Source organism: Chitinophaga varians (assembly GCF_012641275.1).
Taxonomy (GTDB): domain Bacteria; phylum Bacteroidota; class Bacteroidia; order Chitinophagales; family Chitinophagaceae; genus Chitinophaga; species Chitinophaga varians_A.
In genome coordinates this window covers 807,753-823,768 of record NZ_JABAIA010000003.1, presented here as the reverse complement: position 1 = coordinate 823,768, position 16,016 = coordinate 807,753, and the positions used below count along the sequence as shown (strand labels likewise).

At 38.5% G+C, this 16,016-nt stretch carries 13 protein-coding genes; 4 read left to right on the top strand and 9 right to left on the bottom strand.

Annotated features, from left to right (window positions below; translation table 11 throughout):
* Positions 1-143: 143 nt before the first annotated feature.
* From HGH92_RS26495 to HGH92_RS26485, 3 genes are all read right to left on the bottom strand, one after another.
* Positions 144-1,280: a hypothetical protein gene (locus tag HGH92_RS26495; RefSeq protein WP_168873827.1), complete on the bottom strand. Its 1,137-nt coding sequence runs from the start codon at positions 1,278-1,280 to the stop codon at positions 144-146.
* Positions 1,281-1,379: 99 nt separating this feature from the next.
* Positions 1,380-2,366 (bottom strand): helix-turn-helix domain-containing protein, encoded by a 987-nt coding sequence (locus HGH92_RS26490; protein WP_168873826.1) that lies wholly within the window; start codon positions 2,364-2,366, stop codon positions 1,380-1,382.
* 338 nt (positions 2,367-2,704) lie between these two features.
* On the bottom strand, positions 2,705-3,862 hold the full coding sequence (locus HGH92_RS26485) for a cytochrome P450 (protein WP_168873825.1): 1,158 nt from the start codon (positions 3,860-3,862) through the stop codon (positions 2,705-2,707).
* A 275-nt stretch (positions 3,863-4,137) separates the two neighbouring features.
* Here HGH92_RS26485 and HGH92_RS26480 point away from each other — a divergent pair, with 275 nt between their 5' ends.
* Together HGH92_RS26480 and HGH92_RS26475 are read left to right on the top strand one after the other, a co-directional pair.
* Positions 4,138-5,874 (top strand): hybrid sensor histidine kinase/response regulator, encoded by a 1,737-nt coding sequence (locus HGH92_RS26480; RefSeq protein WP_247655081.1) that lies wholly within the window; start codon positions 4,138-4,140, stop codon positions 5,872-5,874.
* A gap of 20 nt (positions 5,875-5,894) precedes the next feature.
* Entirely contained in the window at positions 5,895-6,602 is a 708-nt protein-coding gene (locus HGH92_RS26475) for a response regulator transcription factor (RefSeq protein ID WP_168873823.1), read from the top strand.
* 81 nt (positions 6,603-6,683) lie between these two features.
* Here HGH92_RS26475 and HGH92_RS26470 read toward each other — a convergent pair whose 3' ends face one another.
* From HGH92_RS26470 to HGH92_RS26445, 6 genes are all read right to left on the bottom strand, one after another.
* Positions 6,684-7,637 (bottom strand): terpene synthase family protein, encoded by a 954-nt coding sequence (locus tag HGH92_RS26470; protein ID WP_168873822.1) that lies wholly within the window; start codon positions 7,635-7,637, stop codon positions 6,684-6,686.
* A gap of 152 nt (positions 7,638-7,789) precedes the next feature.
* Entirely contained in the window at positions 7,790-9,778 is a 1,989-nt protein-coding gene (mobC, locus tag HGH92_RS26465) for a conjugal transfer protein MobC (protein ID WP_168873821.1), read from the bottom strand.
* Positions 9,779-9,799: 21 nt separating this feature from the next.
* Positions 9,800-11,287: a relaxase/mobilization nuclease domain-containing protein gene (locus tag HGH92_RS26460; RefSeq protein ID WP_168873820.1), complete on the bottom strand. Its 1,488-nt coding sequence runs from the start codon at positions 11,285-11,287 to the stop codon at positions 9,800-9,802.
* Positions 11,272-11,661, bottom strand: a complete 390-nt coding sequence (locus tag HGH92_RS26455; protein WP_168873819.1) for a plasmid mobilization protein — start codon at positions 11,659-11,661, stop codon at positions 11,272-11,274. Before HGH92_RS26455 ends, HGH92_RS26460 begins: the two co-directional genes overlap by 16 nt.
* A 218-nt stretch (positions 11,662-11,879) precedes the next feature.
* Positions 11,880-12,323, bottom strand: a complete 444-nt coding sequence (locus HGH92_RS26450) for a hypothetical protein (protein WP_168873818.1) — start codon at positions 12,321-12,323, stop codon at positions 11,880-11,882.
* Entirely contained in the window at positions 12,286-12,717 is a 432-nt protein-coding gene (locus HGH92_RS26445) for a hypothetical protein (protein WP_168873817.1), read from the bottom strand. Before HGH92_RS26445 ends, HGH92_RS26450 begins: the two co-directional genes overlap by 38 nt.
* Positions 12,718-13,612: 895 nt before the next feature.
* On the opposite strand from HGH92_RS26445, the gene HGH92_RS26440 reads away from it, so the two are divergent.
* Together HGH92_RS26440 and HGH92_RS26435 are read left to right on the top strand one after the other, a co-directional pair.
* Positions 13,613-14,959, top strand: coding sequence for a hypothetical protein (locus tag HGH92_RS26440; RefSeq protein ID WP_168873816.1), 1,347 nt, complete (start codon positions 13,613-13,615; stop codon positions 14,957-14,959).
* Positions 14,960-15,002: 43 nt separating this feature from the next.
* The gene (locus tag HGH92_RS26435; protein ID WP_168873815.1) at positions 15,003-16,013 is read left to right on the top strand and encodes an HlyD family secretion protein; all 1,011 of its coding nucleotides are present in this window, start codon (positions 15,003-15,005) and stop codon (positions 16,011-16,013) included.
* Positions 16,014-16,016: the final 3 nt, after the last annotated feature.

Below are 16,016 nucleotides of genomic sequence, written 5' to 3'. Positions count from 1 at the left end.
TTCATTTAACTATTTGTGAATCACCAATTTTAACCTTGCAAAATGCAATGTATACATACCCCGAAAGGCTTTATTTGGAGACAAAGGTACATATTGTTTTGAGAAGCACCATTTTCGGACATTTGGATACTTCATGATAAATACTAATAACTTCTGCACTTCTTTGCCAGATCCATCAGTATATCATACAGCCGCTCCTTTATCCTTCGATCTATACTGTAGTAACTGCTATGTAAATGAGTATAGCTAATATTCGCGGTTTTCGTTGTTGTGAAATTTAGCGATATAAACTCCAACAACTTTGTAACATTGTCATTTACTATAATGCCTTTATCTTTCATCAACCTGGTAATTGCCCCCAACAAAGGTACAGGCAGGCTAGTTTGCACCTTAATATCACCTCCATCTTTCACTTCTACGGTCGTAACTTCGTCTGATAGCAATTCATCTATCTGGATAATGACATCAGGCAAATCCGCTCGATACTTCAAATTGGGGATCTTTTCTCTCTGTCTTATGGACTTTCGGATAGAATTAATTACTCGGATTCTTTCTTCATTTGATTCTGCAGCCAATATTCTCTCAAGTGAATACCTATTTACGAAGTAATCAACAAACATGTGTCCATTAAAATTTATCCTTATTAGAACATCAATAAGCAATGGGAATTGCAAATTATCCTCACAATACAAAGTTGAGTTATTCAATTCTTCCCATGCGTTTTTCATATACAGAAACTCCCTGTAGTTTACATGACTACGTTGGTTCTCAGAAATGAAATTCTTAATAAAGGTTTCAACTATTGCTACCAAATCCATATCTTGTTCCCGCTCAACAAAAAAATTCATCAATCCGTTCAGCTTCTTCTTCACATCGGATTTGCAGATGGCAATATATGATTCAGGAACTTTTTGGTCGAGATCAAAATATTTATTGAAGCTTCTCTCTATTATTTCCAGCAGGTCCTTCAAATCTCTTTGCATTGAACTTATAACCTTGGTCTCTAACTTATGTCCAGGTGGATGATGATGCAACTGATCAAGTAATCTAACAATGGCCATCTGAAATCGATTAACTGTAAGCCTAAGAGCCTCTTCATTAACTGCTTGAAACACCTGATTAAAGAAAGCAATTCTTGCTTTCTCTTTTTCATGTAAGGACTCTTCAATTATGTTACGTGAGAAATCTGCTGTAATGGTTCCTGTTGGCGTTGAGGGGAGTGTCCTCGTAATAAAAATATCAAACCATTCCAGAGCGTAGCTATTACTGTTCTGAAGCATGATATATACTATTTCAGCAAAAATAATGAGATACTATAACTAACAATTAGCATTACTGAAATAAAAATTATTCATTTTGTATTTTCTTGTTGTATCTCCTTATCTTCTGCGAAGGTTTCGAGGCGTTACTCCGAAATATCCTTTGAATGCCTTCAGGAAAGAGGAAACATGCTGGTAACCTGAGTTTGTGGCGATATCATCTAATGATCCGTTTCCTGATGTAATACTTTCTTTGGCCGTATTCATCCGTAGTTGCTGTTGAAAATCGAAAATAGACATACCAACCTCCTGTTGAAATCCCTTTCTTAGCTTAAACTGATTCATGTATGCCCACCGAGATAGCTCTGCGATGCTGAATATCTTTCCAGGATTTTTAAGTAAAAGCTGTTGAACTTCGTGTATCCTTTCTTTCTCGGCCCTTGAAATTCTAAACTCCTTCTGTGGTAAACTGACCCCTGGTGTAGCTTCAAATACAGCTATTACCAAATCAAAGAGACGAGCATTTATATAATGTGTTCTCAGATCTCCAGTATATGAACAATTGAATATCCTATCAAGCATATACTTAATCTGGGAATTAGTCTTCGTTGCGTTTTGCACAATTGAAGAACTTTCAGCTGTAATCCCCGAAACAAACCGGTCAATCACATTGAAATAGGGACAGAATAGCTGTATGAATTTTTGAGACATAACAATATCCAGAAACACGTACTTCTCATGGGGCCTTATCGTGAAAACTTGATTCAAAACCGGTTGGAATAATAAGCAAATCTGCTCCTGTAGAATATCATAACTTCTGGCACCGGGAATATCAATGCAAAGACGATTACGGAGTTGGAAATGCAACACGATCATTCCATCCCTACTGGCTACTTTAATTTGGTCTGCAGTTTCAATTTGCCATTCGTTATACCAGACTGAATAATCTGATGTCTCTTCGATACATTGATGTAGAACATATCCGTTTGTGCTTTTACCAAAAAATCGTTCGACCGCTGGAACGAGATTGTGAATAATTTCATCTGGTAATTCGGAATTATACTCAAAAGGATAGGCATACGCATTCAAGGCTACATTGATGGTCATGTCATAATTTTTTTGATGAAACAATGGTCAACTGGGATCAATAAAGGAACAGGTAAATACTATATTAATTTACTTAAAAAAGAAAAACGTAAACAAAATGACCAGTAGGTGGAACCACAATAGCAAAAATCTTGCAATTCTACTTGAATAGCATACATGTCGGATTTATACTAGGATTATTCCAACGAAATTTTATCGCACCAAAAAATTCATATAATATTAGAGGATAATACATTACATGAATATATAACATGTAAAATCAAAAGGTATTTTTCCAATACATTCAATATCTCTGAAAATTTTGGAGATTAATTTGACAATCTTTTCATGATCTTCAATTACTTATAAAAAGTAATAGGTAAACTACTTAAACTGTAAACAACTGTGGTTGGGTTTAATGACGGTTTATCAACCTGAAGTTTAATCTCTTTAAATCTATTCAAAATTGCATTTAGAAACAGAGACGCTTCCAGTTTGGCCAACGGCGCTCCAAAACAGTGGTGGATTCCATTTCCGCCAAATGATAGAACCTCTTTCAAATTTTGCCGGTGAATATCAAATTTTTCCGGTGATGGGAAAACTGACGGATCGTTATTGGCGCTTCCGATCCAAGCAACGATCATATCACCTTTTTTGATCGCCTTTCCTGAAACCACTGTGTCAATGCCGCAAACCCTGTACATACTTTGTACTGGGGTCCTATATCGAAGTAACTCTGCGATAAAAGAAGGAACCATACTCGGTGTTTCCCTCAACTCAGCGTATGCAATAGGGTTTTCAGCCAAATAATATACAATAATAGATAATAGGGCCGACGTTGTTTCAGAACCGGCGATAAGTAGATTGATGCAATTTGCTATTAGTTCCCTGCTAGACAATTTAAAACCATCTACTTCTTCGGAAATAAGGGCCGAAATAATATCGTTCCCTGGAAACTCTGTTTTACTCCTGATTAAGTCCTCAAAAAAAAGCGTCATCTCAGCCTGTACCTTAAAAAATCCCATAGGCCCACCGATTAAACTTGGGTCAGAAACCAGAGCCTTTGCCCAGAGGCTTACTTGACGGTAATCCGGCGCCGGAATACCCAGCAACCCTGAGATTACATAAACCGGTAGCCGGTCCGATAACACATCAACAACATCATATGTCTTCCCGGACTCAACCTGACGAATGAGATCATCCACCTGCGATGTAATTTGCTGACGTAGATTAATCTTCATTACTTCCAAAAACGCTTTATCCAAGACAGCCCGCACCCTAGCATGTTCAGGATTGTTCATCAAATTCACACCATAACTAAGGATAATGTTTTCGTTTGGCAAAATGTAGTTAGAATGAAAAACATTATTATCTTCCAAAATCTGCTTTACATCCTGGTACTTATAAATCTGCCAAGCACCAGCTTGACCGGTATTTAAAGTGAAGTGAGCATCGTAGTGGATGGGATTATGTAGTTGTTCGGATAGATAGTCAGCAGTTGGATTAAGGGAGAGCATAATATGATATTTAAATTAAATATAGACCATTAATACAAAATATTCTAGTTATCGAGTATTTTTTTGCTGACATTTATAATTTTCTTATATTACCGAATTAATTATTACATTCAATAGATTTCTGGATTTAGGTATCATAGGAAGAATAAGAAAACAAACAACGAGATCTACACTGTTAAACTGGAAGTGTCCCTAATAGTCCCATCGAATTTAATAGATTGATGAACAACGGTAGTACATGAGTTAATTTTTAACTTAAAGAACTAGTTGTGTCTATGATTATCCAAAAGATCACCTCAAAATTGGAACCATTCACCCATGTGGGTTCGTATCACCTCGCTGAACCGGAAAAAAGCAGGGTGATTACTGCAAATACCGTGTATCTATCTAGCGCGTTTCTTGCGACAATCACTGGTGTTTGCTTCTACTTTATTTGCCTAGATCAGAAAATATTGTGGCCAGCATTGCTGGAGGGTATACTATTCACCACCTGCTATCAGCTAACAAAACACCGAAGAAGGGTTCTCGGCGGGATAATATTTACTGCTACACATTGTATTGCAGTTTTATATTATGGTATCCTGTTCGGTTTTGTATTAGAGACTGAGCTTCTTGTCGTTTTTCTTGTTATGGTACCTTTTCTTCTGTTCAAGGACCGCAAAATTAGACGGGGAAGCATATTCTTTACGGTACTAGCTTTTATAGCCCTGGAACTGAATCAGGAGTTTGACTTTATACGTCCAGTAGAACTGGACCATACTGTACGGAAGTTGTTTCACTATCTTGGTTTGCTGGTTGTTATCGGCCTTATAATATTGGTAGTTTGGAAAATGGTCAGCAGAACAGATTCTTATTCCGAAAATTTAGAAAAACAGGTTGCGCAAAGAACTTTACAACTTGCTGAAGCCAACAAATACAAAACTGAGTTTATTCAATCGCTATCTCATGATGTTCGCGCTCCACTAATAGCCTCACTGCAGGTAGCTGAAAATCTGCAGACTCAATTGACAGATGAAAACCAGCAGGGCGGGATAGCGAAACTTCATGCTTTTATAAAACTATGTCTTGGAGTTGCAGGAAATGTCATCGAATTAACCCGGATAGAGACCGGCAATCTCCTGTCATCAACGAAAAGCCCCATTAATTTATCAAACTGGTTCAACAACAATACCGAACTTTTAAAGGTCATGGCAGATAGAAAGAGAGTAAATATTATTGATGTGATATGTGATGGTACGCCTGATTGGATAGAAGCCGATGAAGTTGCGCTGACCAAAATAATGATTAATCTGGTTAGTAATGCGATAAAGTTTTCCCCGCGGAACAAAAGTGTAGTTGTTCAACTGGAAGCAACTCAGAGTGAAATTAAACTTCAAGTGACTGACTGTGGTATTGGAATTGCCCATGAGCCTATTGATGAAATATTTAATCTATACTTTACCGGTGATAAAAAAAGAGGAACCGGTATAGGACTATATATATCAAAGAAACTGGCAGTTCAGCTCGGCGGGGATTTGAAGGCAACAAATAACGCACAAGGGGGCGCAACATTTACCTTAAAGATTCCTTGTTCCGCACCAACAGCAAAACCAAATGTGGTGACGTACCACCCAGAAGAAAACCTTTCGGACCATACAGCTCTTGTGGTGGAAGATGAGGAGATGGCCGCCCATATTATTTCGAGGATCTTAAAAGACTTAGGTTGTACTGAAGTTGTGCGTGTTGCAAGCGGTGAAGAAGCGATCAACTTATTCAGAAACAAAACCTATGATATCTTTATATTGGATGGGAATTTACCAGATACTCCTGGGATAGAGCTGTTACATGAGATTAAAAAGAGGCAGCATCTAAAAGACTCAGCAGTCATCATTACGACATCAAATGCAGTTAAGGAAGCGATTGATGATTTTATGGAGGCCGGGGCAGATGGATACTTTATAAAGCCAGTAGGACCGGAAACAAAACCTGCGATTCTGAAAGCTTGCAAGAAAGAACGAGAAATCATATATTAGTAACTACAACAATCCCAAGAATGACACCAACCAATATCCTCCTTGTTGATGATGCCGAAAAGACTGGTACAGCCACAAAAAGAAAATTAGAGGAGGCGGGGTTTAATGTGGAATACTGTAAGGACGGGGGGAAAGCCTGGACACTTTTTCAATCCAGCAGGTTTGACATTTGCTTGATAGATATCATCATGCCGGTCATGGATGGATTAACATTAACCTATCTAATTCGGGGAGTTAATCCTCATATTCCAATATTGCTTCTTACCTCCTTAAATCAGAAAGAGGATAGGATAAATGGTCTACGACAGGGCGCTGATGATTATATAATCAAACCTTTCAGCATGCGGGAACTCATCCTACGAATCAATGTCTTTATCCGACGAACGGCTTTAACCCCTGCCAACATTCCCTTACCCAGTGTCTTCCATATTGGCCAGCACACCTTCTACTATGAACAGTTCCAATTGCTCAATAATAACCTTGGTTTAACAACCCGCTTAACCCCAAAAGAAACCCTTCTTCTAAAATATTTTTGCGAAAACTCCAATAAACTATTAACCCTGCAACAGATACAACTGGCAGTGTGGGGAAATGATGACTATTTCACTGGAAGAAGTATGTCCGTATTCATCTCAAGAATTAATAGTCATTTGAAAAGTGACCCATGTATAGAAATAGAAAACCTAAAAGGTATCGGTTACCGATTTAAGGTACGGAAATCACTTTAGCAAAAAATCTTAGGTTACTGAATAAGCATTACCTGAAAAACAGAAAAGTATCCTCCATTGGCAACAAAAACGAGTGAGTCCTTATTGAAAGACGCCTGGCTCTGGAGAGCCTCCGGACTTGTATCGCAATGTATCTATTTCATACCAGATTTTATGCCCAGCAATCAACAAGTCACAATTGACCAAAAAGTTCTTTACCGCCCTATTGTTGTCCCCAAAACTCGGAAGATCCTCTTTAAGCTGTTGATACTTCTTTACATCTGCGGCATGGATATTCAAAAGTTCTTTATAGGCATCTTCCCAGGACACCCCATTATGGTGCATTAAAACAAGGACCATATTCATAACATCTCTGCCGCGTTCCTTTGGTGCGGAAAAAAAATCATTGGCCCAGGCAATTATACGACAGATATAGTAAGCAATGACTTCCATTTCCGGTGAATGCCTAACAAAGTCAGGAAGTGGTTGCTCGGTAACCACCTCAACAAAGTCTATCAGCGGGTACACGTCAACGCTCCTGGTACGGATTCGTATGTAATCATCCAAACTTGGAAATTCCATTCTCTTCTTATACCTGGATTCTTCGATCATCCCATCCAAGTACCCAGCCATACTCCGGCAAAACCTTTTCATCCAATATTCAGGCATAATGGACGACAGTTCAAAATACATCAACCTCAATTCGGAAAAAAGTTCGTCATATTTCAATAGTGGAACCCCACTTAAAACATCAACCACTTTCTGCTTCAGGTTCAACAACAGAGCCTCATTACTATATTCATTGTAGTCATCCCAAGCTAGTCCCCATAAGCTGGATCGCACCATCGGTGTAAGCCGCTCTAGCGATGCACGTGGGAAAAACCTCGCGGTCAATAATCCTGTCTTTGTTTTTGAATACTTCTCCCGCACGTTGGGAGGAAGGAAGGCGTAAATAGTCTCTATCCATTGTTGTGTCATTGTTTCACATTCAACGGCATGCCTATTTAACTCGTCGTTGAACGGATAGCTTAATTGGCAATCAATAGGTATTTGCATATAGAAATAATAGTGGTGACAGTGGAACTTATCATGTAACTCGATCTGATGAAAGTAGACAATCTACATGGAAATTCCACCGCATTCGTAATTCGTATTGGTCGAATCACTATAATACAAAATACTACCATATAAAAAAATAGATTTCCAAATTATTTTTTATCGGGACCAATAAATAATAAGTGGGCAAGCTCTGGATCGTTCTTAATACGTTCTATCTCTGTTTCAATGAGGTCAATCATATCATTTTTAATGGTTACATAATTATTCTGAACTTCCAATGGGGTTATGTTGCGAACCACCGGAAGTGGTTTGTAATTTTTTTCCTCCTCTGCTATTGCCTTATGATCATTCTGGATAAAGCAATGGAATCTCTTCTTTTCAATCACCTCCTGTGGATTATCAGCAACTAGGCCGCAAACTTCGCCAGATGTAAGTGTTGCAATTCGTGAAGCAGGAACGGCATAGTCTAACTGCGTGCTTTTAGAAACACTGGTATCATTTCTGTTAATTGAAACACTTTCCCGCGTTTGAACTATCTTCCCGATCCGCTCAGATACCTGTTTTGCTGTATCTCCGAAAGTCTGACCGCAAATTAAATTTCCTGGCAAACTAATCAGAACATCAGCCTGCTCTCTTCCATAATTCTGTTTTAACTGTTCCCCAGATTGGACTGCAACCGTAACGGCACAAAGATTGGATCTACTGGTACTTATCAGCACATCAAGTGGTTGATAAATGGTGGGGTACTCGTCAAAGATTAGGGAACTTGGCAACATGCCCTTCCTATTCACCAACTTAATTAAACGCGATGTGTAAAGCGAGATAACAGCGCCGTATATTTGTATTTTGAGAGGATTATTTCCTATTGATATAATCTTGGGACTCGAAGGATTATTGAGATCTAAACTAAATTCGTTGCCAGATAACACATAGTATAAAGTAGGAGAAGACAATCTTGCAAGAGCAATTTTTGCTGATGCTACCTGCCCCTCCAGCTGCTCCATCGCCCGATTCAAAAACGCCGTTATGAAAGGGTTAATGAGAACCTCAATCTCGGGTTCAGTACTCAAAACTGGGAACAATTCGGTGTAATCAGCCTGCATCAATTCAACAACGTGCGGCAAGGTGCAATAAATACCGTTGCGGTACTTTTTCAGAAACCAGATTACAGCCGTGACAAAGTTTATTGGGCTTTCCACGAAGAAATCGCCACTTTTCTTGATCCAGTCTTTATTTAAGCCTAACAAGATTGTCCTACTTGCCTCTGCGGCATCCGTGATGTCAATCATGGTGGCGGGGTCCAATGGATTACAACGGTAGGTCCTATTTAAATCATCGAAATTAATGTAGAAAAACTCCGGAACTACGGGATATGCGTGTTTATTATCAAGGAGCGCGTTGTATGCTATTTTGGTAAGATCATCAAATTTAAAGTCATACAAGAAAACACAAAAACCTTTAGATATGTGTTGTTTGATTACGTGCCTGATGATGAAGTAACTTTTTCCGCTTCCTCCCGACCCAATAACCAACGTAGCGCGAAAAGGATTAATTATATTAATCCACATCTTCCGCATTTTCCCCTTTAAATTATAAAGTCCAGGAAGGTTTATACTATATTTATTCTCAACCAATCTCTCCTGCTGAGGGAATGTCTCATTCTCTTCATTAAAAATATCTTCCCCTAGCTTTACTTTAATTAATCGGCTGAGTTTAGCTCCCCCGGATAGTATAAAAAGATACCCGACACTTGTGATAAGAATATACCAAATAGTAATGATGGTGCTGGACAGATTGACTTCCATTACCATGCTACTTCCGAAGTACAGGGAAGCCCCAACTATCAAACATATCGCGATTACAGGTAGCTTCAGTTTCTCATCTTTCTTTCCAGGAGTACCAAAAAGAGAAACTACCAACAATAATAAAGAAATTGACTTTGAGACAAGCACACTTTTAAAAATTCCTGTCTCCGCAAGACTCAACATCACCCGTTTAACAATTGGCCAGGTCAGATGCCAGTGTTCAAATGCTAAATAAAAAAAGAAATAATAATGTAAACAAAGAACTATAATACTTGACTTGCGAACGAAGTCAATAACAGACCTAAGTGTCTGTTCATTCTCACCACTACTCATACCACACAATTTTGAAAGGTTCTACTTCCTTTTCTTTCTGGATTTTTTTCTAGCTTCTTTTAGCAGCTCGGATGAAATTGAAGTACCAGTAAATTCATCTTCAATTGCCATCGCATTTGTAACTATCGCACCAATTCCATTCAAAACAGCATCCGTAATCTGGACACCGCCGAAGAACAAGTACTCTCCAAACTGTTCCTTAAGCTGTTCTTGAACATAGGTCGTCTTTTCGGGTGTTAGCTGATTAGCACGAAAATATTCTGACATCTTAGACCCAACATTCTGAAAGTTACCCACCTGAGTTGAGCCGTGTCCTAACTTATAGAAGATGCTGTCTGATTCATCTTTATACGAATGCACCAAAAATCCATCACGAATCCAATCCTTATAAACCGTCTTGAATCCCTTTGAAAAATCAGTTGTTTCAAAAAGGTCATTAATAAAACGCTTATTATATGTCGCTTCAGACGAATGCTGCTTACTCAGTAGATGTTTGGTTATACTGCCAATCGAAAGATCTCTACCAAGGTCACTTCCTTTATATATACACGCCACATCGTGAGAAACAAAGGTCACACCGTGTGGTTTTCCATCTAAACTCCTGGCAATAACTGTATCAATCTTTCTCTTACGTAATTCATTTATGAATCCGTTCATATCTAGGCCAGACTTCAACACCTCCCGGATAATATTCGCCGTTCGATTCCTAAACTTCTCTTTAATTTTCTCACCTTTAGCAAAAAGCTCCTCAATTCTGGAAAGTGTTGGTTTATTATATATGCTACTTGCTTTGATAGGCTTTCCAAGTTCCTTCCCCATTCCATCAACAGCTTTATAATAAATCCCTCTTCGCTTGAATAACAAATCCCCCTCTTTACCTCTATCAGCGACAATATTCTTCAATCTCAATGCAGCAGAAAACTCTGAAAAAGAAGAAAAGGAGTAATTCTCTACAATGTCTCTTACCTTCTTCGATATATCAGCTTTTGTAGGAACTCTGCCATTAGATACATCTAACTCATAACTCAATTCCGCATTTCTGCCCCTTGCCCGAACTAGGCCAAAATCTTTTTCTATCCTTTCCCTTGTAGGCTCGGATTTCAATTTGGCAATATCATGAAGGTAAATTCTATCTCCATGCATATCTATGCAGGTGGTAACAATATGAACATGTGGGTTATACGTATCGGTGTGCCGGTAGAGCAAAAACGGCTGCTCCCCAAATCCAATTCCAACCATGTATTCAATTGCGATCCGTCGAAGTAAATCGTCATCCAATACGTCATCTTTATGAAAACTAAGTGCAATGTGAATACAATTCTTTTTTGTTCTCGGTCGAAGATCAGCTAACCGTTGAAGCCTATTCAACTTTTGTGAGAAATTTAAATTGCAAAAATCTTCCGGGTAACTTTGCGCCAGCAATCCGTATGCCTGTGATTCTGCAACCTTCCTCTCATTATATACTATGGCCCCACTTATATTCTCCCCAATCATTATTCTTGCAACCATAAGCTAGAAAAATCACTGATTCTTTTTTGGATGTGTTCAATCTTCCCTAACAATTCCCGCTGATGCTTCTCAGATATTACCAACCAATGAAGATACTCTGCTGACGGGGGAATGGCGTTTAACTTCCGTACTACTTGGTTAAAATTATTGCCAAGAGCTGTTAATTCAAGTCGCAACGCAATTAGTTCCTCCATAAATGCATCCATACTTTGGTCGCGAACCTTGGTAGTTACTACTCCTCCAAATAGAACCCTACGCACATACTCACTTAAACTGTTGCAGGTTGTACCTGCCATTCTAGCCATCAAGGATTGATGTTCCGGCATTGACAGCCTAACATTGCACCACTTAGTTTTATTTTTTTCGGTTCCCATACTATAAACATTTACGACTAGCCTAACAAATCACTAAAACAATATTGCGAGTTACGAGCAATATTAAACTTCTGCTGCGACCCTGGAGCAAGCAAGGACAAGAGCAATTGTGTAACAATTGTACATCTTGCTGGAGGCGTGTTACAGCCGACAGCTTCAACTGAAACTAATTCAATTGTAATGCAAATAAGGTCGGCAACTCAACAAAAAAAGAATCACTAAATCAAGAAAAATGAAAATGATTTACAAAGCCCTCCCGATTTCCGTTTCTCTTTTACGATTTCAAATACAGCAGCATACAGCTCGGCGTAAGTCACGCAAACCCCCTGTTCTCTCAAGTTTAGCTTTGTTTCGCGAACCAATACAGCAAGCTCAATCAAAACATCACACCCCGTAAACCGATTAACTCTTGCAGCGACTTTCCGACACTTATAGTCTTTTGCAAACTCTGTAGCTCCTACCTCAGTACAAACTGATTCATTATCCAACATGGGCGACTGGACATCCACAATAACCTTTTCAATTGGCCTATCATCTTCAACACCTTTCTTTCTACAGCACTTCCATATATTACCGAGTATAATAAATAGTAGTGCAGAAAAACTGCGATAAGAAACAGAATGGCTAACGTTTTTTTCCTTGATTTTGCTCACTCTTTTCATTTATCCGTTTGAGTTTCTTCTTTACCTTGGAATAAATTCTTTTCTTTTCTCCCTGGTAGTCTCGATGAAACTTCCAGACAAGAATTGCGGCAAGCGTATAAAGCACCGGGTCAAATTTGGTAGATATCTCTTTCCTCAAATCCATTCGATTCGCTACAAACTGAGTAAACGAACCTCTATCTTCAGGAAGCATCTTATTCTCGTACTGCCAAATGCCGTTGTTATTATTCAATTGTATCAATTCTTTGTTACCTTTCTTGAAGAGATTATGATCGACTTGCTCAAAGCTCCCTTGCAGTAAATACGCCTTAAAATAATCACCTCTACCTACTGTACCGTTCACAATAGAGAACATACGAATCTCAGCCTTACTAAAGGCTCTATCTCTTGCCATATCTAAGATATTTAAGTTGCTAAAAAAAATAACTCAGACCTATTCCCTCAAACACATCGGGTTCCATTAAATGGAATTGCTTTACGGAAAGACAATATCCAATTAACCGCTGCAACTTTCCAATTGCGCATTTCACGACCTGAACTCAACTTCCATTTCGAGATAGAGTGATACCAGTAAAAGGCATCCGCATGTTGGATATCCAAGTTTAACTTGAAAAAATAATATCTTACCTGCTCCATTGTAGGAGGATTAAATACCGAACTTGTTTCCATAGAAAACTATTTTTTATGAATCAAAAGTGAAGCATCTTAAATAAGGACATGTACACCAAACATACAGATGTATACTGCCGACTGCTATTATTATCTATAGTAAACCAGGACCGTATTCAACAAAATCTTCAACACATATACATACATGCATGCACGCATTTATGATATAGATTTTGAGTGCATACATCAATCCAGAGATTACCAGGTCCTCAAAAAAAATCCTACCATAAACTCGAAGCGACTAATGCATGCACGGACATATACTACAATACGGATGCATGCATCCATCATTTCGGAACGTATTAACACCTAAATTGAAAGGAAGGCGGGAATTTTTTTTTTGGAAAACAAAAAAAAAGTGCTAATATGCTGTAGCAAAGGATACCCAATTACCCAATGATATATTGTATCCCTTAACACCAAAGCACTTTCCTCGAACTTTTACTCATTGTATCCGCCTGTATTTAAAGCTGTGACCCAGATAAATGCAAAACAGTTTTTACAAACATCTTAATACTCTTTCGGAGGCTGACTTGGTATCCCAAACAGAAACCATTATCGAATACATTATCTTTTTTAAGAACCTGGAACGGGAACTAAACAATAGGAATCCCCGGCAGATGGATAGCACACTTATCAGTTCGCAACTCGGATTACTGCAGGCTTATTTAAAGTCAATAAAAAAAGTTCTTCTAAACGATAAAAAGGGAAACAGGACTGCTTTTTGGAAGCGTATGCCAATTGCCAAGGAACTATATTCAATTGCCCATAAAAACTTAGAACGGAGGAAGCAGCGGGTAATGAATGACGTAAATCGCTTACTGGAAATTGAAGAGTTAAAAAGAGAGCTGCATTTAGAGCGCGAACGATCAAAATCCAAATCAATATTTGCCGATGTGCTTTTTGAGGATATTACCGGGAGGATGTTTGACCTTTCGCTGCTTCTTTACCAATGCGGCATACAGGAAGATGACGACCACGTTAGGAATGCCTTATTACTAGCAAAAGGATTCAGCTATTATGTAAATACACTAGTCTCCAACTTTCAGGAACAGAAAGTCTGTCAAATCTTAAAACACGATAAGCACCAGGTCCACTATGTAGATCCAGATAAATTTATAGAAACCATAATACGTCAGGCACAATGTTTTGCTACGAAGAATAATTGTTCTTTAGTGTATGAAAGCACTAGTCAAGGGTCCTATGTAAGGACTAACGAAGCGAAGTTTGGGCGAATCGTTAATAACTTGATTTTAACCTCCCTTCTGTCCGCAAGCGCGGGTTCTCAAATCAGACTTTATTCAAGGGTCGAGACTGCCGTGTGGCAATTTGAACTAACAGTGAATGACATTGGCAGACCCGTTGATATTATAAACGATGAAACTGCTGATTTCAGAAATATGAACGAATCAATATCGGCGGCATTTAGCTCCAAAAATATTTTGGTCGCGAATGCTATCCACTTATGTAAAGTACTGAATATCGACCTAGTTACTACTTCAGAAATTGGAAGCAGCACGACGTACAAACTTAATATTCCGCTTGTGTCAATAGAATCAAATCAGGAACTAGTCAACCAATTTGAATCAGATAGGCCGATAAAAGTTCTACTATTAGAGAGTAGTAAGGTATACACCGACTATGTTACGGACGAAATAGCTAGCATAAGCCCTCAAGCGAAGGTCGTAGCATTAGATTATTCTGATCCAGCGGTCCTTTCAACCCTTATGGAAAAACCCGACATGGTCTTCCTTCCCTTTGGTCCAAATTTCAAAAATACAATCCCAATCGTACAGCGTTTTAAATCAATCCATGCATTTAAAGAATGCAAAGTGGTTTGTTATGGCTCAAGTACTATGGAAGATACGATTACATCCTTAAAACAAGCCGGTACAGACTTTCTATTGTTTCTGCCACACACTGAACTTGAACTAAGAGATATATTATTTCACACACTGAAAAATTGAACAACAAACAATTAGCAGCAAATTCTGAACCCACAACTGATTTATGAATAACAAAAAAAAATCTACACGATCAATACTACCTTATTTGCTTTCCACGCTGTTGTTCTCTTGCGGAGACAGAAAGAATTCTAATCCTATGGGCACTGGTATCTTTGAATCTGAAGAAACTACAATATCAGCAGGCGGAACCGGTGAGATTGTAAAATTAAAGGTGGAAGAAGGCGATAACATTGATGCAAATTCCGTTTTAGGACAAATAGACACAACAGACCTCTACTACCTAAAAGAGCAACTTGTGTCAGAGCTGCACTCTTTACAAACTAAAAAAATAAACATCAAACCACAGATCAGTAACATTTCAGCAGAAATACTAGCCAAAAAAAAGTATACTGATGTCCTCGAATCCAGGCACAATTCTATTCAGTTTGAAAAGAAGAGATATACTGCTTTGGTAAATGCTGATGCAATTCCATCGAAATCCCTGGACGATATTGTCGCCGAAAATTCACTCGTTGAAAAACAAATCGACCAATCAAAAGAGGAGGTAAATGTATTGCAAACTAAACTAAAATCAGAATCGATAAAAAACCAGTCAGAAAACCTTGCTATAACGTCCGATAGTGGAATGCTGATAGCAAAAATTGAGCAATTGAACTATCAAATTAAAAAATGTCAAATAATCAATCCAATAAAAGGGACAGTAACCAAACGCTTTAGTAGAGCTTTCGAGCATATCAAAACTGGATCTCCAATCTACACCATCGCAGACAACAGCAAGATGTATCTTAGGGTCTATTTTCCCTATAGGGAATACACAAACTGTCATATAGGCCAACAAGTCGCTATAAAAATCGATGATGGCATTGGCGGCCAAATATCACACCGTGGACAGATCATTAGCATCAATACCCGTGCGGAGTTTCAACCAAAGGGCCTCCAGTCTCCTGACGAAAGAACAAATTTGGTTTACTCAGCAAGGATTTTAGTACTAAATCCCGAACTGAAAATTAAGTCGGGGATGTATGGTGAAGCATTCGCAATAACACAAAAATAACCA